Raw genomic sequence first — 18126 nt, 5'->3', positions numbered from 1 at the left:
GGAAGGACAACGATGACCACCGAATCGGTTACACCCACGACATCCGCCGCCAACGGCGCGCCCACACCTCAGCCGGCGAACATCCCCGCGACCGTCGCGCGGCTGCGCAAGACCTTCGCCAGCGGGCGCACCCGCGACGTGGAGTGGCGCAAACGGCAGTTGTTGCAGCTGGCCAAGCTGATGGAAGAGAACGAAGCGGCGATCGCGGGTGCTCTCGCCGCGGATCTCGACCGCAGCCCGTTCGAGGCGTTCATCGCCGACATCGCAACCACGGCCGGCGAAGCGAAGTACGCCGCCAAGCGGGTGCGCAAGTGGACGCGTCGCAAATACCAGCTGCTCGAGGCGGCGCAGCTCCCCGGCCGCGGTTGGATCGAATACGAGCCCTACGGCACCGTGCTGATCATCGGCGCGTGGAACTACCCGTTCTATCTGACGCTGGGCCCGGCGGTCGGCGCGATCGCCGCGGGTAACGCCGTCATCCTCAAGCCCTCGGAGATCGCCTCGGCGTCCGCGCACCTGATGGCGGACCTGGTGCCCAAATACCTCGACAGCGACGCGATCGCGGTGGTCGAGGGCGACGGTTCGGTCAGCCAGGAACTCATCGCGCAGGGCCTGGACCGCCTGCTGTTCACCGGCGGCACCGAGATCGGTCGCAAGGTCTACGAAGGCGCCGCCCCGCATCTGACCCCCTGCACGCTGGAGCTCGGCGGCAAGAGCCCCGTGATCGTGGCGGCTGACGCCGACGTGGACGTGGCGGCCAAGCGGATCGCCTGGATGAAGCTGCTGAACGCCGGCCAGACGTGCGTCGCCCCCGACTACGTGTTGGCGGACGCCAAGATTCGCGATGAGCTGGTGAGCAAGATCGGCGCGGCCATCACGAAGTTCACGTCGGACAAGCCCAACGGAATGCGGATCGTCAACCAGCGTCAGTTCGACCGGATCAGCGGCTATCTGGCCGGCGGGGACGGCCAGGTCGTCGTCGGCGGCAAATGCGACCCGTCGAGCCTGCGCATCCAGCCCGCGGTCGTTGTCGACCCCGATCCGGACGGGCCGTTGATGCAGAACGAAATCTTCGGACCGGTACTGCCGGTGATCACCGTCCAATCCCTTGATGACGCAATACGTTTCATCAACTCGCGGCCTAAGCCGTTGTCCGCCTACCTGTTCACCAAGACGCGCGAGACCCGCGAGCGGGTGATCAAGGAGGTGTCGGCGGGCGGCATGCTGGTCAACCACCTCGCCTTCCAGGTGTCGACGGCCAAGCTGCCGTTCGGCGGTGTCGGCGCATCGGGCATGGGCGCCTATCACGGCCGCTACGGCTTCGAGGAGTTCAGTCACCGCAAGTCGGTGCTGACCAAGCCGACCCGGCCCGACCTGTCCAGCTTCATCTACCCGCCGTACACGGCACGGGCCTTCAAGATGGCCCGCAGGATGTTCTGACCACTGTCCGAATTCGCTTGCTAGGACGTAGTTTTCACCTTAGAGAGGAACCTGATGCCCGGAGTGCAGGATCGCGTCATCGTCGTCACCGGAGCTGGCGGGGGGCTGGGCCGTGAATACGCCCTGACCCTGGCCCGCGAGGGGGCCAGCGTCGTCGTCAACGACCTCGGTGGATCCCGTGACGGCACGGGGGCCGGCCACAACATGGCCGATCACGTCGTCGACGAGATCAAGGATGCGGGTGGCCGGGCGGTCGCCAACTACGACAGCGTCGCCGAGCCCGAGGGCGCCGCGAACATCATCAAGACGGCGCTCGACGAGTTCGGCGCCGTGCACGGCGTGGTGAGCAACGCCGGGATCCTGCGCGACGGCACCTTCCACAAGATGACGTTCGAGAACTGGGACGCTGTGCTCAAGGTGCACCTCTACGGCGGGTACAACGTGCTGCGCGCCGCCTGGCCGCATTTCCGGGAGCAGAGTTACGGGAGGATCGTCGTCGCCACCTCCACCAGCGGCCTGTTCGGCAACTTCGGGCAGACCAACTACGGCGCGGCCAAACTCGGCCTGGTCGGCATGATCAACACGCTGGCGCAGGAGGGGGCGAAGTACAACATCCACGCCAATGCCGTCGCGCCGATCGCGGCGACCCGGATGACCGAGGACATCCTCCCCAAGGAGGTGCTCGAGAAGCTGACGCCCGAGTATGTGGCGCCGGTGGTGGCCTACCTGTGCACCGAGGAAAACCCCAACACCGCTTCGGTTTTCGTCGTCGGTGGAGGCAAGGTGCAGCGGGTGGCCCTGTTCCAGAACGAGGGCGCCAACTTCGACAAGCCGCCGACGGTCGAGGATGTCGCCTCGCACTGGTCGCAGATCGACGACCTGTCCGCGGCCAAACAAGCCAACTTCAAGCTGTAACGGTCAGCGCCGTGGCCGCGTGGTTCGAGTCAGGCCAGCAGCGCCTGACGTAGTCGATCCACGTCGGCCTCGGTGATGCCCGCGTCGCTCAGATAGGCGTCCAGCGAACCGAATTGCTCGTCGATGGTCTGGCGCGCGGCGGCCAGGTACTCGGGCCGCACGCCGAGAACACCGTCGGATAGCCGGGCTTCGGTGAAGGTCCTGACCTCCGGCGTGAGTTCGGCTTCCGAGCGCTGCTCAATCATCTCGGAGATGCGGACCCGCAGCTCCGCGACGGCGTCATTGCTGCGCAGGTAGTCGGCGACGATGGTGTCGCGATCGATGCCGACAGTCTCCAGCACCGTCGCCACCACGAAGCCGGTGCGGTCCTTGCCCGCGAAGCAGTGCGTGAGGACGGGCCGCCCCGCGGCCAGCAGCGTGACGACGCGGTGCAGCGCCCGCTGGGCGCCGTTGCGGGTGGGGAACTGCCGGTACTCGTCGACCATGTAGCGGGCGGCGGTGTCGTTGATGGACTCGTCGGGATCGCCGTTGGTCATCAGCTGCCGGAACGCATGTTCATGGGGGGCTTCGTCGCCCTCACCGGCGTCGTCGGCGAGGTCCGGGAACGGAAGCAGGTGAACGTCGACACCGTCGGGCACGCGGCCGGGCCCGCGGCGGGCCACCTCCCGCGCCGCCCGTAGGTCGGCGACGTCGGTGATGCCCAGTCCGAGCAGCGTCGCCCGGCCGTCGTCGTCGAGGCGGCTCAGCTCGCTGGACCGAAACAGCCGGCCCGGCCGCAGCGCCCCGGCGCGGTCGGCGACATCGCGAAAGTTCCACGCGCCGGGCAACTCCCGGAGGGCGGCCTTACTCATGTGCGGTGACCGCCGCGGCGAGCGGAGACTTCTCCCGGCCGAGCTCGGCGCGCGCGATGGTCCGCATGTGTACCTCGTCGGGGCCGTCGAAGAGCCGCATCGCCCGGTGCCAGGCGTACATGCGGGCGAGCACCGTGTCCTCGCTAACCCCCGCGGCCCCATGCACCTGAATCGCTCGGTCGATGACGTTGCACGCCACCTGCGGCGCGACCGCCTTGATCTGCGAGACCAACGTGTGGGCGGCCTTGTTCCCGTGCTGGTCGATGGTCCACGCCGCCTTTTCGCACAACAGCCGCGCCTGGTCGATCTCGTTGCGGGACTTGGCAATTGCCTCCCGCACCACGCCCTGCTCGGCCAGCGGACGGCCGAACGCCACCCGGTTCTGCGCCCGGTCCACCATCAGGGCCAGCGCCCGTTCGGAACCGCCCAGCGCACGCATGCAGTGGTGGATGCGGCCCGGCCCCAGCCGGGCCTGCGCGATCGCGAAGCCCCCGCCCTCCTCGCCGAGCAGGTTGGTGGCGGGCACCCGGACGTTGTCGTAGATGATCTCGCAGTGTCCAGGCTGGTCCTGGAAACCGAAGACCGTGGTGGAGCGGACCACCGTCACGCCCGGCGTATCGATCGGCACCAGCACCATGGACTGCTGCTGGTGGCTTGCCGCCTCGGGGTTGGTGCGGCCCATCACGATGAGGATCTTGCAGCGCGGGTCGGACGCCCCGGAGGTCCACCACTTGCGGCCATTGATCACGTAGTCGCCACCGTCGCGCACGATGGAGGTCTCGATGTTGCGGGCGTCGCTGCTGGCGACAGCCGGCTCGGTCATCGAAAAGCCGCTGCGGATCTCACCGTTGAGCAACGGCTCCAGCCATTGCTTGCGTTGCTCCTCGGTCGCGAACAGGTGCAGGGTCTCCATGTTTCCGGTGTCCGGCGCCGCGCAGTTGAGCGCCTCGGGGGCGATCTCGAGGCTCCAGCCGGTGATCTCGGCCAGCGGCGCGTATTCCAGGTTGGTCAGGCCCGACTCGGCCGGCAGGAACAGGTTCCACAGGCCGCGCTCCTTGGCCTTGGTCTTCAGCTCCTCGATGATCGGCGGGACCGTGTGATCGTTCGGGCCGGCCTCGTCCCGGTACTTGTCGTATTCGGCCTCGGCCGGGAAGACGTACTCGGTCATGAAGTCGGTCAATCGCTTGTGGTAATCGTTGCCTTTGGCCGACATCGCGAAGTCCATGCCGCCACCATAGGACACGTGTCTAGCGGCGCCACGAGCAGACGCAACGTCACCTGTCGGCGTGCGGATTAGTGCGATTTTGTGTTCTGCTCGCGGTAGACATGGCGCCATGACCGAATCCCGTCCGCCGTTCCCGCCGTTCACCTCTGAGACTGCCCTAAAGAAGGTGCAGGCCGCCGAGGACGCGTGGAACACCTGCGATCCGCACCGCGTCAGCCTGGCTTACACGCCCGACTCGCAGTGGCGCAATCGCGACGAACATGTCGTGGGCCGCGACGCGATTGTGGGGTTCCTGACCCGCAAGTGGCAGCGCGAGCTCGACTACGCGTTGCGGAAAAGCTTGTGGGACTTCCACGGCAACCGCATCGCCGTGCGGTTTCAGTATGAGTGTCGCGACGCGAGCGGCCAGTGGTTTCGCAGCTACGGCAACGAGCTGTGGGAGTTCTCGCCGTCGGGGTTGATGGCGCGCCGCGAGGCCAGCATCAACGACGTGCGGATCGACGAGTCCGAACGCCGCTACTTCGGGCCCCGCCCGGTGGCCGAGCGCGGGCAGGACATCCCGCTCTGGTAGCGAACCGGCCACAACGTTGTCTTGTGGGTCCACAACGCCGCGGCCGCTACTGCGCGCGCCTCGGGTAACGAACCATCGACGGGAGCCCGTCTGCCGCGCCGGCGGTAGCCCGCCCCGGTCGATCGCACGTCCGGGGCGAAATCCGGCAGGCGTTAAGGTAGCGAAGCGTGCGGCCAGCCAGCGGCACATCAAACGGCAGGAAAGTGCGGGAAAGCAGATGTACGCGCCATGACAGATGCGCAGACGACGGTAGGGGTGGTCGCCGAGTCCGGGGCCGACGAACGACGGGTCGCACTGGTACCCAAGGCGGTGGCGTCGCTGATCAGCGGCGGTGTGGCGGTAGTGGTCGAGTCGGGTGCGGGCGAGGGTGCTTTGCTTCCGGACCAGCTCTACACCGAGGCCGGCGCCAGCATCGGTGACGCCTGGGCTGCCGACATCGTCGTCAAGGTGGCGCCGCCGACCAAAGAAGAGGTCGCCAAGTTGCGCCGCGGGCAGACCCTGATCGGTTTCCTGGCACCGCGCAACACCGACAACTCGATCGGCGCTCTCACCGAGGCCGGAGTGCAGGCGTTCGCGCTCGAGGCGATCCCGCGCATCTCGCGCGCCCAGGTCATGGATGCGCTGTCGTCGCAGGCCAACGTGGCCGGCTACAAGGCCGTGCTGCTGGCGGCGTCCGAGTCGACCCGGTTCTTTCCGATGCTGACGACCGCGGCGGGCACCGTGAAGCCGGCCAGCGTGCTGGTGCTCGGCGTCGGGGTGGCCGGACTGCAGGCGCTGGCGACGGCCAAACGGCTGGGCGGGCGCACCTCCGGGTACGACGTGCGCCCGGAGGTGGCCGATCAGGTCCGTTCGGTGGGGGCGCAGTGGCTGGATCTCGGTATAGACGCGGCCGGTGAGGGCGGGTATGCCCGCGAGCTCACCGAAGAAGAGCGCGCCCAGCAGCAGAAATCCCTGGAGAAGGCGATCGCCGGGTTCGACGTGGTGATCACCACCGCGTTGGTTCCGGGGCGCCCCGCACCCCGGCTGGTGACCGCCGCGGCGGTGGAGTCGATGAAGCCCGGCAGCGTGGTGATCGACCTGGCGGGGGAAACCGGTGGCAACTGCGAACTGACCGAGCCGGGGCAGACGGTCGTGAAGCACGACGTCACCATCGCCTCTCCGCTGAACCTGCCGGCAACCATGCCCGAGCACGCCAGCGAGCTCTACAGCAAGAACATCACGGCGCTCCTGGACCTGTTGATCAAAGACGGCAAGCTGGCCCCCGACTTCGACGACGAGGTCGTCGCGGCGGCCTGCGTTACCCGGGCGAGTGAGGACTCCTAGATATGTATGACGAGCTGTTGGCCAACCTGGCGATCCTGGTGCTGTCCGGGTTCGTCGGGTTCGCGGTCATTTCAAAGGTGCCCAACACGCTGCACACGCCGCTGATGTCGGGAACGAACGCCATTCACGGCATCGTGGTGCTCGGCGCTCTGGTGGTCTTCGGCGAGGTTGAGCATCCGTCGCTGGCGGTGCAGATCATCCTGTTCGTCGCGGTGGTGTTCGGGACGCTCAACGTGATCGGCGGCTTCATCGTCACCGACCGGATGCTGGGCATGTTCAAGGGCAAGAAGAAGGCCGCGCCGGTGAAGACCGAAGATCTGGCGGCGAAATGAACTACCTGGTCACCGTTCTCTACATCATTTCGTTCGCCCTCTTCATCTACGGCCTGATGGGCCTGACCGGCCCGAAGACGGCGGTGCGGGGCAACCTGATCGCCGCGGTCGGCATGGCTCTGGCGGTGACGGCGACCCTGATCAAGATCCGGCACACCGAGTCGTGGGTGCTCATCATCGCCGGCCTGGTCGTGGGTGTCGTGCTCGGTGTGCCGCCGGCGCGGCTGACCAAGATGACCGCCATGCCGCAGCTGGTCGCGTTCTTCAACGGCGTCGGCGGCGGCACGGTCGCGCTAATCGCGCTGGCGGAATTCATTGAGACCAAAGGCTTTTCGGCCTTCCAGCACGGGGAGTCGCCGACCGTGCACATCGTGGTCGCGTCGCTGTTCGCCGCGATCATCGGGTCGATCTCGTTCTGGGGATCGATCATCGCCTTCGGCAAACTGCAGGAGATCATCTCCGGCTCTCCGATCGGCTTCGGCAGGGTTCAGCAACCGATCAACCTGCTGCTGCTGACGGCGGCGGTGGCCGCCGCGGTGGTCATCGGCTTGGGCGCGCACCCCGGCACCGGCGGGGCGCCGCTGTGGTGGATGGTCGGCCTGCTGGCCGCCGCGGGGGTGCTCGGCCTGATGGTGGTGCTGCCGATCGGTGGCGCCGACATGCCGGTGGTCATCTCGCTGCTCAATGCCATGACCGGCCTCTCGGCCGCGGCGGCCGGCCTGGCGCTCAACAACACCGCGATGATCGTGGCCGGCATGATCGTCGGCGCGTCCGGTTCGATCCTGACCAACCTGATGGCCAAGGCCATGAACCGTTCCATCCCGGCGATCGTCGCCGGTGGCTTCGGCGGTGGGGGCGTGGCCCCGGGCGCCGGAGGGGACGGCGGCGACAAGCACGTCAAGGCGACCTCGGCGGCCGACGCCGCGATCCAGATGGCGTACGCCAACCAGGTGATCGTGGTTCCCGGCTACGGGCTGGCGGTCGCGCAGGCCCAGCACGCCGTCAAGGACATGGCCAGCCTGCTCGAGGACAAGGGCGTGCCGGTGAAGTACGCGATTCACCCGGTCGCGGGGCGCATGCCCGGGCACATGAACGTGCTGCTGGCCGAGGCCGAGGTCGACTACGACGCCATGAAGGACATGGACGACATCAACGACGAGTTCGCCCGCACCGACGTCGCGATCGTCATCGGCGCCAACGACGTCACCAACCCGGCGGCCCGCAACGAGCAATCCAGCCCGATCTACGGCATGCCCATCCTGAACGTGGACAGGGCCAAGTCAGTCATCGTGCTCAAGCGGTCGATGAACTCCGGGTTCGCGGGCATCGACAACCCGCTGTTCTACGCCGACGGGACGACGATGCTGTTCGGGGACGCGAAGAAATCGGTGACCGAGGTCGCCGAGGAACTGAAGGCGCTCTAGAGGCGCCAAGCGGCCTAGACCGGCGGGTAGGCGGGCGGCGGGTAGCCGTTGCCGTCGACGACGCCGCGCAGCCCCCAGGGCACGTAGCGGAAGAAGAACTCGATTTCGTCGCTAGCGTCGTAGTCCGGGCTCGGATCCATGAGGCCACCCCTCCAGTCGCGACTTGAGCTTTCGAAAGCGAGTCTAGTCCCATCCTCGTCGGGGCGACACCTGGCGTTTGCCTAAACTGTCCAACCAGTTGATTGATAATTGGCCTTGCCCGGCACCCGAAGGTCCCGCCCGGCAGTGACGATAGCGAGGGCAGATGCCATCCGAGAACGGACGCACGCGACGTGAAGAGCTGCTGGCTGTCGCCACCAAGCTGTTCGCCGCCCGCGGCTACCACGGCACCCGGATGGATGACGTCGCCGACGTGATCGGCCTGAACAAGGCGACGGTCTACCACTACTACGCCAGCAAGTCTCTGATCCTCTACGACATCTACCAGCAGGCCGCCGAGCGCACCCTGGCCGCCGTCCACGACGATCCCTCGATGACCGCGCGAGAGGCGTTGTACCAGTACACCGTGCGCCTGCTCGACCAGATCGCTGCCAATCCCGAGGGCGCGGCCGTGTACTTCCAGGAGCAGCCGTATATCACCGAGTGGTTCACCGAAGAGCAGGTCGCCGCGGTGCGGGAGAAGGAAACCCAGGTCTACGAGCACGTGCACGGCCTCATCGACCGGGGGATCGCCAGCGGGGAGTTCTACCCGTGCGACTCCCACGTGCTGGCGCTCGGGTACATCGGCATGACGCTGGGCGCCTACCGGTGGTTGCGGCCCAGTGGACGCCGCAGCGCCAAGGAGATCGCCGCCGAGTTCAGCACCGCGCTGCTGCGCGGATTGATCCGCGACGAGGCGATCCGCACGAGTTCCCCGCTCGGGCCCTAGCCCAATGGGGCGACCCGCTTCGCCCGACTACGCCGCGCTCGCGATCGCCCCTAGTCGCCCTTCAGGTGCTTGTCGAGGAAGGCGAGCTGGTCGGCGACGACACGCTCGAACGCCTCGTCGACATAGATCGCGAAATGGCCTTCGGGATAAAGCTTGACCTCACCGCGCGGGGCCTTGGCCGCGTAGCGCAGCGTCGCCGCCGCCGGAGCCACCGAGTCGGCTTCGCACACGCAGAACAGGATCGGGCAGGGGATCTTCGCGGCGTCGCGGCCGGGACGGTAGGCCATGATCGTCAACGCAATGCGGGCCGCCACCTCGTTGGTCAGCTCCTCACCCACGGGCACGAGCCTGAGGTAGCCGGGGTACGCGTCGGGGGTGGTCATCAAGGCGACGTCCCCCGGCATTCCGACCGTCGGCACCATGACCGGGGGCTTGCGCAGCCGGGCGGCCACCAGGTCGCGTGCCGCTAGGAGGCCGACCCGCGCGAAGACCAAGGGGTTGCTGATGGTGCGCGCCGACGCGAGGCCGTCGGTGAAGGGGCATTGGACGACCGCCGCGGCGATTCCCGGCAGCCGGGCCGCCGTAGCCATCACGTGCCCGCCGGCAAAAGAGGTGCCCCACAACGCGATTCGCTTGGGATCGATTCCCGGGAGGGTGCGGGCGTAGGCGACCGCCGCGGCCCAGTCGGCGAGCTGCAGCCCGACATCGAGCACCTGGCGCGGCCTGCCCTCGCTGTCGCCGAAATTGCGATAGTCGAACACCAGGCAGGCGTAACCGGCCGCGCTGAATCGCTCGGCGTAGGCGTCGAGCCGCATGCTGCGGACCCCGCCCAGGCCGTGCGCCATGACCAACAACGGTGGGGGGCCGCCGCCAGCCGGCCGATAGAGCCAGGCGCTGATCAAATCGCCACCGGAGGGGAATTGGACGTCTTCGCGTTGTGCCATCAGCGAGTCATTCTGCCCGAGGAGCCGACGGCCAGTCCGCCGGTATGCGCCACAAATTTTGTGGACTAGTGTCTAGAAAAGTTTTGAGCGCTCAAAGGACGGAGACTCTCATGGCGATCCGCGTCGCGCACGTCGGTACCGGAAACGTCGGAGGGTTAGCCCTGGCCGAGCTGATCACCAACCCGCAATTCGAGTTGACGGGCGTGTGCGTGTCCAACCCGGAGAAGGTGGGCAAGGACGCCGGCGAGCTGTGCGGCGTGGGCCTCGAGGCCGGCGTCGTCACGGGTGTCACCGCCGTCTCCGACCTCGACGCCCTGTTGGCCACCAAGCCCGAGTGCGTCGTGTACTGCGCCATGGGCGACACCCGCCTGCCCGACGCGATGGCCGACGTCATGCGCATCTTGGCGGCCGGTGTCAACGTCGTCGGATCCTCGCCGGGGCTGCTGCAATACCCGTGGGGCGTGATGCCCGACAAGTACATCGGCCGCGTCGAAGACGCTGCCAAGCAAGGTAATTCGAGCATCTTTATCAGCGGCGTCGACCCCGGATTCGCCAACGATCTGCTACCGTTCGCGCTCGCCGGTACCTGTCAGCACATCGAGCAGGTGCGCTGCATGGAGATCCACGACTACGCGTCGTACAACGGGACCGAGGTCATGGACTACATGGGATTCGCCAAGCCCATGGACGAGATCCCGATGCTGCTGCAGCCGGGCATCCTCAGCATCGCCTGGGGAACCGCGATCCGTCAGCTGGCGGCCGGCCTCGGCATCGAGGTCGACGAGATCACCGAGTCCTACCAGCGCGAGCCGGCACCGGAGGATTTCGATATCGCGGTCGGCCGGGTGGCCAAGGGCACCGTGGCGGTGCTGCAGTTCGAGATCCGCGGCATGGTCAAGGGCCACCCCGCCATCGTCATCGAGCACGTCACCCGGCTGCGGCCGGACCTGCGGCCGGACCTGCCTCAGCCCGCTGCGGGCGACGGCTCGTACCGCGTCGAGATCACCGGCGAGCCGTCGTATGCCGTCGACATCATCCCGAGCAGCCGCAAGGGCGACCACAACCACGCCGCGATCGCCGGCGCCGCGGGCCGCGTCGTCAACGCCATCCCCGCCGTCATCGCCGCCCCGCCGGGCATCCGGACCACGCTTGACCTGCCGTTGGTCACCGGCAAAGGCCTTTACGCACCAAGCACTTTGGTAAGCACCTAAATCGAAAGGAGTCCCTGTGGGACGGGTAGACGGCAAGGTTGCGCTGATCAGCGGGGGCGCCGGCGGTATGGGAGCCGAAGATGCGCGCCTGCTGGTGTCCGAAGGCGCCAAGGTCGTGATCGGCGACATCCTGGACGATCAGGGCAAGGCGTTGGCCGACGAGATCGGCGACTCTGCGCGCTACGTGCACCTCGACGTCACCCAGCCCGACCAGTGGGACGCCGCCGTCGCCACGGCGATCGGCGAATTCGGCAAGCTCAACGTGCTGGTCAACAACGCCGGCACCGTCGCGCTCGGCCCGCTGAAGAGTTTCGATCTGGCCAAGTGGCAGAAGGTGATTGACGTCAACCTGACCGGGACGTTCCTGGGCATGCGGGTTGCGGTCGAGCCGATGATCGCCGCCGGGGGCGGCTCGATCATCAACGTGTCCTCGATCGAGGGCCTGCGCGGCGCGCCCATGGTGCACCCCTACGTCGCGTCCAAGTGGGGCGTGCGCGGCCTGGCGAAGTCGGCGGCATTGGAGCTGGCGCCGCACAACATTCGGGTGAACTCGGTGCATCCGGGGTTTATCCGCACCCCGATGACCGCCCACCTGCCCGAGGACATGGTGACGATCCCGCTTGGGCGTCCGGGCGAGGTTCGGGAAGTCGCGACGTTCGTGCTTTTCCTGGCCAGCGACGAGTCGTCCTACTCCACCGGCAGCGAGTTCGTGATGGACGGTGGCCTGATCACCGACGTGAATCACAAGGAGTTCTAGCGTTCGGGGCCGGTCCGAAGCAGACCCGTAAAGGTAAGTGACCGGTCGGCTACCATCGAGGGATGCCGCGTCCGCCGAATCCCGAGGTGCGCCGCCGCCTGCTTAGCGCGGGGCTCGAACTCGTCCACTCGCGCGGATTTTCCGCGAGCGGCGTCAAAGACATCACCGACGCGGCGGGCGTCCCGAAGGGGTCGTTCTACGCGTATTTCGCGAGCAAGGAAGCGTTCGCGGCGGCGATCCTCGAGCATTACTGGGCCGACATCGAAGCGCGCCTGCTGCCGATCCTCGGCGAAGCCGGGCCGGCACCGGACCGGATCACCCGCTTCTTCCATGCTCTTGCCGACGAGCACGAGGCCGGCGACTTCATGCTTGGCTGCTTGATCGGCAATCTGTCGCTCGAAATGGGCGGTTCGAGCGAACCGGTGCGCGCCGAACTGGTGCGCATTCTCGACCGCTGGGGCGCGGCCCTCACCGAGTGTGTGCAGTCCGGGCAGCGGCGTTCCGGCGGCGTCCGGCGCGACCTGCCGGCTCCCGAGCTCGCCTCCCAGCTGATCGAGGCGTGGGAAGGCGCGGCCCTGCGCGGGAAGGTGACCCGCAGTAGGGCCCCGTACGACCGGTTCGAGGCGACCACGGTCCCGGCGCTACTGCACTGATGCGGTCGGCGGCGGAATGGTTCACGGGCCCGGCTTGTTAAATAGACGACTGGTCATCTAACATCGGACGTTACCGGTTCCGAAGACGAGGATGTGTGTGATGCCAGAGCCGAGCAGCGACGCCGAGCCGCACCTGCCCGAGCTGCCGGATTCCGGCTTCGTGCTCGACCTCGATCGCGCCGCGCTGGTCCTCACCGATCCGCAGGTCGATTTCCTGAGTCCGGCGGGCGCCGGGTGGCCGGTCTTCGGCGACGGTGTCCGGGCCAACGACGTCGTCGCCCATATCGGCGAGCTGCTCGACGCCGCGAAGCGGGCGGGCATCACCGTCGCGGTGTCACCGCACTACTTCTTTCCCACCGACAAGCAGTGGCGGTTCGGGGATCCGCTGGAGAAATTCATGGACTCCGTCGGCATGTTCGAGCGCCAAAGCGCTTACGCGGCAGATGGATTCGTCGGCTCCGGAGCCGACTTCCTGCCGGCGTACCGCCAGCACATCCACGACGGCCAGACCGTCATCGCCTCACCCCACAAGATCGTCGGCCCGGAGTCGAACGACCTGGTGCTTCAGTTGCGCAAGCGCGGCGTCAGCCAGGTCGTGCTCGCGGGGATGGCCGCCAACCTGTGCGTCGAAGGCCACCTGCGCGAGCTCATCGAGCAGGGTTTCGAGGTCGCCGTCGTCAAGGACGCCACGGCGGGCCCGCGCCTGGCCGAATGCGATGGCTACCTCGCCGCCCTGATCAATTTCCGCTTCCTCGCCAGCGCGGTCTGGACCACATCCGAAGCCGTCGCCCTGCTGACCAAGCCGGCCGATCCGTCGAGAACAAAGGAGTCCGAAAGCCATGGCACCGAATGAAAGTCTCAGTCAACGCAGGTTCGCCCTGAACGACGGGAGCGGCGCGATCCCGGCGCTCGGGTTCGGCACCTCGCTGTCCGACAACACCAAGACGCGTGATGCCGTCAAGACCGCGGTCCAAGCGGGGTTTCGTCACCTCGACGCCGCCGAGCGGTATCGCAACGAAGCCGAGGTCGGCGCGGCGCTCAAAGAGCTGTTCGCGCAACGAACGGTCCGACGCGAGGAATTGTTCGTGACCACGAAGCTGTGGAACAACAACCATCGCCCGGAACGGGTGAAGCCCGCCCTGCGGGCCAGCCTGGACAGGCTGGGGCTGGACGCGGTCGATCTGTATCTCGTGCACACCCCCTTCGCGTTCCGGCCCGGGGACGACCAAGACCCCCGGGACATCCATGGGGCCGTCGTCTACGACGACGGGGTCACGTTGGCGCAAACCTGGGCGGCGATGGAAGCCCTTGTCGACGAGGGCCTTACGCGGGCAATAGGCCTCTCCGACATCGACGCCGAAGGCACCCGAGAGATCCTGAAGACGGCCCGCATCAAGCCGGCGGTCGTCGAAGTCGAGTCGCACCCGTATCACCCCCAATGGGCACTTCACCAAATGCGCGAGACCGACGGCATCATCCTGTTGGCCTTCGCCTCCCTCGGTCACGCACTGGAACCGCGGCTGCTCGATGACCCTCTCGTCGTATCGATCGCTCGGCGGCTCGGCAAGACGCCCGCGCAAGTGCTCCTGGCCTGGGGCATCCAGCGCGGCAGCGCGGTTCTCACCGCATCCGTGTCACCGGCACGCATCCGCGAGAACTTCGATGTCACAGTGCTTCCCGACAGCGCCGTGCAAGAGATCAGCGAACGTCTCGACACTCGGATCCGGTTCAACTCCGTTGTGGACGCGGGCGAGCCGGGATTCGCCGAGGTGCCCCGGGGCTAGGGTCGTGGAGTGAGGGCGATGGCTGGCATCGGCGTTCCGACCCACCTTGCCAGCGTGATATCCGGCCCCGACGGCGTCACCCGCTGCCGGTGGGCCACCCAAACGGGTCGCGATCTGACCGCGTATCACGATCACGAGTGGGGGACAGCGACACGCGACGAGGCCTTGCTCTTCGAAGCGCTGGTGCTGACCTATTTTGAAAACGGCCTGTCGTGGACGACCGTTTTCGACAAGCGGGACAACCTGCGCGAGGCGTTCCTCGGATTCAACCCCGCGGCGGTCGGAGAAATGACGCCCGAAGACGTCGAGGGGTTGATGACGGACACATCGATCATTCGCAATCGACGCAAGATCGAAGCCACGCTGCACAATGCCCGCCTGTTATCGAAACACTCGTTGTCGCAACTGGCGTGGCAACATCAACCCCGCAGGCACCATCGGCTCCGAACCTTCGGCGATGGTCGAATGGTCAGTCCGGAGTCACGCCAGCTGTCAAGAGCATTGCGAGATAAGGGTTTTCGAATGGTCGGGCCTGTGGTCGCCCACTCGTTCATGCAGACTGTCGGGATTGAAAACGGTCATTTCGAGGGCTGTTTTCGGGCAGCGGCGTGAGGTGCTATAACCGCGAGCATGCTACGTAGCCTGGCCGAGGTGGTGGGATCGACCCACGTGGTCACCGATCCCGACGTGCTCGCGGGCCGCAGCGTCGACCACACCGGCCGCTATCGGGGCCGGGCCAGTGCGCTGGTGCGCCCGGGATCGGCCGAACAGGTCGCCGAGGTGCTGCGGGTGTGCCGGGACGCCGGGGCGCACGTGACGGTGCAGGGCGGCCGCACCTCGCTGGTGGCCGGCACCGTTCCCGAGCACGACGACGTGCTGCTGTCCACCGAGCGGTTGCATGCGATCGACCATGTCGACACCGTCGAGCGCCGCCTCCGGGCGGCCGCGGGCGCGACGCTGGCGGCGGTGCAACGGGCCGCGGGGGCCGCGGGCCTGCTGTTCGGCGTCGACCTGGCCGCCCGGGATACGGCGACCGTCGGGGGGATGGCCTCGACGAACGCCGGCGGACTGCGCACGGTCCGCTACGGCAACATGGGCGAACAGGTTGTCGGCTTGGAGGTGGCGCTGCCCGACGGCTCGCTGCTGCGCCGCCACAGCCGCGTGCGCCGGGACAACACCGGCTACGACCTGTCGGCGCTGTTCGTCGGTGCCGAGGGCACCCTCGGTGTGATCACTTCGCTGGAGCTGCGCCTGCACCCCACCCCGGCGCGGCGGGTGACCGTGATCTGCGGGTTCGACGACCTGGCGGCGCTGGTCGAAGCCGGCCGGACGTTCCGGGACACCGACGGCATCGCCGCGCTGGAACTGATCGACGGCCGGGCCGCCGCGCTGACCGGCGAGCACCTCGGGGTGGGCGCACCGGTCGACGGCGACTGGCTACTGCTGGTGGAGTTGGCCGCCGACCACGACCAGACCGAGCGGCTCGCCGACCTGCTCGACGGCGCGCGGATGTCCTCCGAGCCCGCGGTCGGGGTGGATGTCGCTGCGCAGCAGCGGTTGTGGCAGGTGCGCGAATCGCTCGTTGAGGTGCTCGGCGTATACGGTCCGCCGCTGAAGTTCGACGTCTCCTTGCCACTGTCGTCGATCGACGAATTCACCAGGGAGGCAGTCGATCTGGTCGGGGTCCACGCGCCGGAGGCGCTGCCCGTGCTGTTCGGCCACATCGGCGAGGGCAACCTGCATCTCAACGTGCTGCGCTGCCCGGCCGAGCGGGAGAACGCGCTGTACGGGCCGATGATGGAACTCATCGCGCGATCCGGCGGCAACGTCAGCTCCGAGCACGGTGTCGGCACGCGCAAGCGCCACTACCTCGGCATGTCACGCGAAGCGGCGGACATCGCGGCGATGCGAACGATCAAAGCCGCGCTGGACCCGACCGGCTACCTCAACGCGGCGGTGCTGTTCGACTGATCGTTCTTGCGCCGTCTGAGATACGCTGGGCTTCATGGCATCCGGGATCTTCGGCACGCCCATCGTCGGAATCGTCAACAATTTGTTCAATGGCATGATCGACGCGCCCGTCGTCGGACCACTGGTACGACGCGGGCTGATCAAGATTCGCTACGTCGGCAGGCGTTCGGGTAAGACGATCCAGACCCCGGTCGGGTACCGCCGCTCCGGCGACGGCATCGTCATCAACGTCATGTCGCCCGATAGCAAGACATGGTGGCGAAACTTTCTCGGCGAAGGCGGTCCGATCACGCTGCTCAACTTCGACGGCGCCGACCACACCGGCCACGCCGTCGCCAGCCGCGATGAGAAGGGCCGCGTCAAGGTCGAGGTGCAGCTCGACTGATCAGGAGCTGCCCTTGATCCCGACCGCGTGCCGCAGCTGCGCCAGGAACTGGTCGGCGTCGTCGCTGGGGACGATGTAGTGCGAGATCGCGATCCGGATGACGGTTGCCGCCTTCACCGCGGCGTTGGGACCGGGCAGGTGGCGCTGCAAGCCCTCGCGCATCTGCGGGATGACCCCGGAGAACTGGGCGATGGTGTGCTCGGGCTCGACATCGACCATGCGCACCCCGGAGTACGAGTGCTGGTACTCGACGATGAACCGCAACACGGCGTCGAGCTTGTCGACCCCCTTCAGGCCGGCCGTGGCCCGAACCAGGCCGCTCTCGAAGATCTGGCGCTCGTAGCTCGAAAAGGCCGACAGCAGTTCCTCTTTGGACGCGAACCAGCGGTAGAGCGTCGGGCGGGAAACCCCGGCCTGGGCGGCGACGTCGGACAGGCTGAGCTTGGTTTTGCCGTTGCGGCCGAGCACCTCGGCGGTGGCGTCGAGGATGCGCTGACGCGTCGAGGTGTCAGGCTCTGCGGTCTGGGCCGGACTGCTCATATCTGCAACTCTACGAAGTTGTTCACGGTGATTTCGCTTCCCGGTCGGACTTGCCCGGGCGCGGGCGCACCAGTACCGATTGCTGGATGGCGCCGACCGCGCCGCGCTCGTCGAACAGCGTGCCGATCGTGGTCCCGATGCCGTCCGGGCCGTAGCTGGTCTCGGCGCGAATGCCGATCCACTCGCCGTCGGGGACCCGGAACACGTGCACGGCCAGGTCGGTGTTGAGGAACGTCCACCGGGTGATGTCCAGCTTGCTGCCGATGCCGTTGGCGCAGTCGGCCACCGCGAAGAGGCGCTCCAGCGGCGTCATCGTCTCGCCGGTGACCAGGTCCACCGTCGGGTGGATCCACGATTCGCCCGGGCCCTCGCTGAGCGGTTCCGTCAGCCACAGCCAGTCGAGGCTGTGCACGTAGTTGCGGTCCCAGTCCCGCGCCTTGAGGTTGCGGTTGCGGGCCTCGCTGCGCGGCCCGGGCATCGGCGCGGCGGCGTGGGCTACCGCCCGGGTGTCCAGGGCTTGCAACCGCCATCCGCTGGCGCGCGCCACCGGCCGGGGTTCGCCGTCGGGACCGGGTGCCAGCATCTCCGCGCTGACGAGTTCGATCTGCTTCCCGCCGCGCTGAACCCGCGAGCTGACCCACAGGTCGCCGTCGGCCGGCACCCCGCCCAGCAAGTCGATGACGACGCGGGACAGTCGGGTGTCGTCGCGTTGTTCGCACCGCTCCAGCGCCCGCACCAGCAGGGCCGACACTGGCCCGCCGTGCTGTATCGCGGACGACCAGGTGCCGCGCGCCAGGTCGGTGGCGCGGAACTTTTCGCCCCACGTATCCGCGCCGTCGATGAGCTCGTAGTAGGAGTCGGTCATCGTCACC

At 67.4% G+C, this 18126-nt stretch carries 21 protein-coding genes; 15 read left to right on the top strand and 6 right to left on the bottom strand.

Features of this window, described 5'->3' with window-relative positions; all coding sequences use genetic code 11:
* Nucleotides 1–12 precede the first annotated feature (12 nt).
* Together A5750_RS08645 and A5750_RS08640 are read left to right on the top strand one after the other, a co-directional pair.
* Complete coding sequence (locus A5750_RS08645) at nt 13–1440, top strand: aldehyde dehydrogenase family protein (RefSeq protein ID WP_067262064.1); 1428 nt, start codon at nt 13–15, stop codon at nt 1438–1440.
* 54 nt (nt 1441–1494) lie between these two features.
* The gene (locus tag A5750_RS08640; protein ID WP_066949377.1) at nt 1495–2355 is read left to right on the top strand and encodes an SDR family oxidoreductase; all 861 of its coding nucleotides are present in this window, start codon (nt 1495–1497) and stop codon (nt 2353–2355) included.
* A gap of 29 nt (nt 2356–2384) precedes the next feature.
* Here the strand turns inward: A5750_RS08640 and A5750_RS08635 are convergent, their stop codons facing one another.
* On the bottom strand, nt 2385–3206 hold the full coding sequence (locus A5750_RS08635) for a tyrosine-protein phosphatase (RefSeq protein ID WP_067262061.1): 822 nt from the start codon (nt 3204–3206) through the stop codon (nt 2385–2387).
* Nucleotides 3199–4419, bottom strand: a complete 1221-nt coding sequence (locus tag A5750_RS08630; RefSeq protein ID WP_066949515.1) for an acyl-CoA dehydrogenase family protein — start codon at nt 4417–4419, stop codon at nt 3199–3201. The genes A5750_RS08635 and A5750_RS08630 overlap by 8 nt, the downstream gene beginning before the upstream one ends.
* A gap of 121 nt (nt 4420–4540) precedes the next feature.
* Between A5750_RS08630 and A5750_RS08625 the strand changes: the two genes are divergently transcribed.
* The 4 genes from A5750_RS08625 (at nt 4541) to A5750_RS08610 (ending at nt 8081) form a co-directional block, all read left to right on the top strand.
* Complete coding sequence (locus tag A5750_RS08625) at nt 4541–5002, top strand: nuclear transport factor 2 family protein (protein WP_066949383.1); 462 nt, start codon at nt 4541–4543, stop codon at nt 5000–5002.
* A gap of 228 nt (nt 5003–5230) precedes the next feature.
* The gene (locus A5750_RS08620) at nt 5231–6325 is read left to right on the top strand and encodes a Re/Si-specific NAD(P)(+) transhydrogenase subunit alpha (RefSeq protein ID WP_067262059.1); all 1095 of its coding nucleotides are present in this window, start codon (nt 5231–5233) and stop codon (nt 6323–6325) included.
* A 2-nt stretch (nt 6326–6327) separates the two neighbouring features.
* Complete coding sequence (locus A5750_RS08615; RefSeq protein WP_066949393.1) at nt 6328–6657, top strand: NAD(P) transhydrogenase subunit alpha; 330 nt, start codon at nt 6328–6330, stop codon at nt 6655–6657.
* Complete coding sequence (locus A5750_RS08610) at nt 6654–8081, top strand: NAD(P)(+) transhydrogenase (Re/Si-specific) subunit beta (RefSeq protein ID WP_067262056.1); 1428 nt, start codon at nt 6654–6656, stop codon at nt 8079–8081. Before A5750_RS08615 ends, A5750_RS08610 begins: the two co-directional genes overlap by 4 nt.
* A 14-nt stretch (nt 8082–8095) precedes the next feature.
* Here A5750_RS08610 and A5750_RS25775 read toward each other — a convergent pair whose 3' ends face one another.
* Nucleotides 8096–8221, bottom strand: coding sequence for a hypothetical protein (locus tag A5750_RS25775; RefSeq protein ID WP_007167223.1), 126 nt, complete (start codon nt 8219–8221; stop codon nt 8096–8098).
* 164 nt (nt 8222–8385) lie between these two features.
* Here A5750_RS25775 and A5750_RS08605 point away from each other — a divergent pair, with 164 nt between their 5' ends.
* Nucleotides 8386–9009: a TetR/AcrR family transcriptional regulator gene (locus A5750_RS08605; RefSeq protein WP_066949400.1), complete on the top strand. Its 624-nt coding sequence runs from the start codon at nt 8386–8388 to the stop codon at nt 9007–9009.
* Between the two features lie 50 nt (nt 9010–9059).
* Here A5750_RS08605 and A5750_RS08600 read toward each other — a convergent pair whose 3' ends face one another.
* Nucleotides 9060–9953, bottom strand: a complete 894-nt coding sequence (locus A5750_RS08600) for an alpha/beta hydrolase (RefSeq protein WP_067262053.1) — start codon at nt 9951–9953, stop codon at nt 9060–9062.
* A 110-nt stretch (nt 9954–10063) separates the two neighbouring features.
* On the opposite strand from A5750_RS08600, the gene A5750_RS08595 reads away from it, so the two are divergent.
* The 8 genes from A5750_RS08595 to A5750_RS08560 all read left to right on the top strand — a co-directional run bounded on the left by A5750_RS08595 (nt 10064) and on the right by A5750_RS08560 (nt 16714).
* Nucleotides 10064–11164, top strand: a complete 1101-nt coding sequence (locus tag A5750_RS08595) for a diacylglycerol kinase (protein ID WP_067262051.1) — start codon at nt 10064–10066, stop codon at nt 11162–11164.
* Nucleotides 11165–11180: 16 nt separating this feature from the next.
* Entirely contained in the window at nt 11181–11921 is a 741-nt protein-coding gene (locus A5750_RS08590; protein ID WP_066949409.1) for a glucose 1-dehydrogenase, read from the top strand.
* A gap of 62 nt (nt 11922–11983) precedes the next feature.
* Nucleotides 11984–12574, top strand: a complete 591-nt coding sequence (locus tag A5750_RS08585) for a TetR/AcrR family transcriptional regulator (RefSeq protein WP_067262048.1) — start codon at nt 11984–11986, stop codon at nt 12572–12574.
* 100 nt (nt 12575–12674) lie between these two features.
* A complete protein-coding gene (locus A5750_RS08580) occupies nt 12675–13427 on the top strand; it encodes a cysteine hydrolase (protein WP_082959071.1) in 753 nt (250 codons plus the stop codon).
* Complete coding sequence (locus A5750_RS08575) at nt 13414–14358, top strand: aldo/keto reductase (RefSeq protein ID WP_067262044.1); 945 nt, start codon at nt 13414–13416, stop codon at nt 14356–14358. The genes A5750_RS08580 and A5750_RS08575 overlap by 14 nt, the downstream gene beginning before the upstream one ends.
* An 18-nt stretch (nt 14359–14376) precedes the next feature.
* Entirely contained in the window at nt 14377–14970 is a 594-nt protein-coding gene (locus tag A5750_RS08570) for a DNA-3-methyladenine glycosylase I (protein ID WP_066949518.1), read from the top strand.
* An 18-nt stretch (nt 14971–14988) separates the two neighbouring features.
* Complete coding sequence (locus A5750_RS08565; RefSeq protein ID WP_067262042.1) at nt 14989–16329, top strand: FAD-binding oxidoreductase; 1341 nt, start codon at nt 14989–14991, stop codon at nt 16327–16329.
* A gap of 34 nt (nt 16330–16363) precedes the next feature.
* Nucleotides 16364–16714 (top strand): hypothetical protein, encoded by a 351-nt coding sequence (locus A5750_RS08560; protein ID WP_067262040.1) that lies wholly within the window; start codon nt 16364–16366, stop codon nt 16712–16714.
* On the opposite strand, the gene A5750_RS08555 is transcribed toward A5750_RS08560, so the two are convergent.
* Both A5750_RS08555 and A5750_RS08550 read right to left on the bottom strand, forming a co-directional pair.
* Nucleotides 16715–17254: a TetR/AcrR family transcriptional regulator gene (locus A5750_RS08555; RefSeq protein ID WP_067262038.1), complete on the bottom strand. Its 540-nt coding sequence runs from the start codon at nt 17252–17254 to the stop codon at nt 16715–16717.
* A gap of 22 nt (nt 17255–17276) precedes the next feature.
* Entirely contained in the window at nt 17277–18119 is an 843-nt protein-coding gene (locus A5750_RS08550) for a thioesterase family protein (protein ID WP_067262138.1), read from the bottom strand.
* Nucleotides 18120–18126: the final 7 nt, after the last annotated feature.

Source organism: Mycobacterium sp. 852002-51613_SCH5001154 (assembly GCF_001667425.1).
GTDB lineage: Bacteria > Actinomycetota > Actinomycetes > Mycobacteriales > Mycobacteriaceae > Mycobacterium.
Note: the sequence above shows the minus strand (reverse complement) of the source record. Positions and strands in the feature narration are given on the sequence as shown.

What these genes read in the sequence shown, in the direction of transcription:
- A5750_RS08610 (WP_067262056.1), top strand. Translation starts at nt 6,654, where the DNA reads ATGAACTACCTGGTCACCGTTCTCTACATCATTTCGTTCGCCCTCTTC.
- A5750_RS08565 (WP_067262042.1), top strand. Translation starts at nt 14,989, where the DNA reads ATGCTACGTAGCCTGGCCGAGGTGGTGGGATCGACCCACGTGGTCACC.
- A5750_RS08615 (WP_066949393.1), top strand. Translation starts at nt 6,328, where the DNA reads ATGTATGACGAGCTGTTGGCCAACCTGGCGATCCTGGTGCTGTCCGGG.
- A5750_RS08560 (WP_067262040.1), top strand. Translation starts at nt 16,364, where the DNA reads ATGGCATCCGGGATCTTCGGCACGCCCATCGTCGGAATCGTCAACAAT.
- A5750_RS08585 (WP_067262048.1), top strand. Translation starts at nt 11,984, where the DNA reads ATGCCGCGTCCGCCGAATCCCGAGGTGCGCCGCCGCCTGCTTAGCGCG.
- A5750_RS08640 (WP_066949377.1), top strand. Translation starts at nt 1,495, where the DNA reads ATGCCCGGAGTGCAGGATCGCGTCATCGTCGTCACCGGAGCTGGCGGG.
- A5750_RS08570 (WP_066949518.1), top strand. Translation starts at nt 14,377, where the DNA reads ATGGCTGGCATCGGCGTTCCGACCCACCTTGCCAGCGTGATATCCGGC.
- A5750_RS08625 (WP_066949383.1), top strand. Translation starts at nt 4,541, where the DNA reads ATGACCGAATCCCGTCCGCCGTTCCCGCCGTTCACCTCTGAGACTGCC.
- A5750_RS08550 (WP_067262138.1), bottom strand. Translation starts at nt 18,119, where the DNA reads ATGACCGACTCCTACTACGAGCTCATCGACGGCGCGGATACGTGGGGC.
- A5750_RS08630 (WP_066949515.1), bottom strand. Translation starts at nt 4,419, where the DNA reads ATGTCGGCCAAAGGCAACGATTACCACAAGCGATTGACCGACTTCATG.
- A5750_RS08600 (WP_067262053.1), bottom strand. Translation starts at nt 9,953, where the DNA reads ATGGCACAACGCGAAGACGTCCAATTCCCCTCCGGTGGCGATTTGATC.
- A5750_RS08635 (WP_067262061.1), bottom strand. Translation starts at nt 3,206, where the DNA reads ATGAGTAAGGCCGCCCTCCGGGAGTTGCCCGGCGCGTGGAACTTTCGC.
- A5750_RS25775 (WP_007167223.1), bottom strand. Translation starts at nt 8,221, where the DNA reads ATGGATCCGAGCCCGGACTACGACGCTAGCGACGAAATCGAGTTCTTC.
- A5750_RS08605 (WP_066949400.1), top strand. Translation starts at nt 8,386, where the DNA reads ATGCCATCCGAGAACGGACGCACGCGACGTGAAGAGCTGCTGGCTGTC.
- A5750_RS08555 (WP_067262038.1), bottom strand. Translation starts at nt 17,254, where the DNA reads ATGAGCAGTCCGGCCCAGACCGCAGAGCCTGACACCTCGACGCGTCAG.
- A5750_RS08580 (WP_082959071.1), top strand. Translation starts at nt 12,675, where the DNA reads ATGCCAGAGCCGAGCAGCGACGCCGAGCCGCACCTGCCCGAGCTGCCG.
- A5750_RS08575 (WP_067262044.1), top strand. Translation starts at nt 13,414, where the DNA reads ATGGCACCGAATGAAAGTCTCAGTCAACGCAGGTTCGCCCTGAACGAC.
- A5750_RS08595 (WP_067262051.1), top strand. Translation starts at nt 10,064, where the DNA reads ATGGCGATCCGCGTCGCGCACGTCGGTACCGGAAACGTCGGAGGGTTA.
- A5750_RS08645 (WP_067262064.1), top strand. Translation starts at nt 13, where the DNA reads ATGACCACCGAATCGGTTACACCCACGACATCCGCCGCCAACGGCGCG.
- A5750_RS08620 (WP_067262059.1), top strand. Translation starts at nt 5,231, where the DNA reads ATGACAGATGCGCAGACGACGGTAGGGGTGGTCGCCGAGTCCGGGGCC.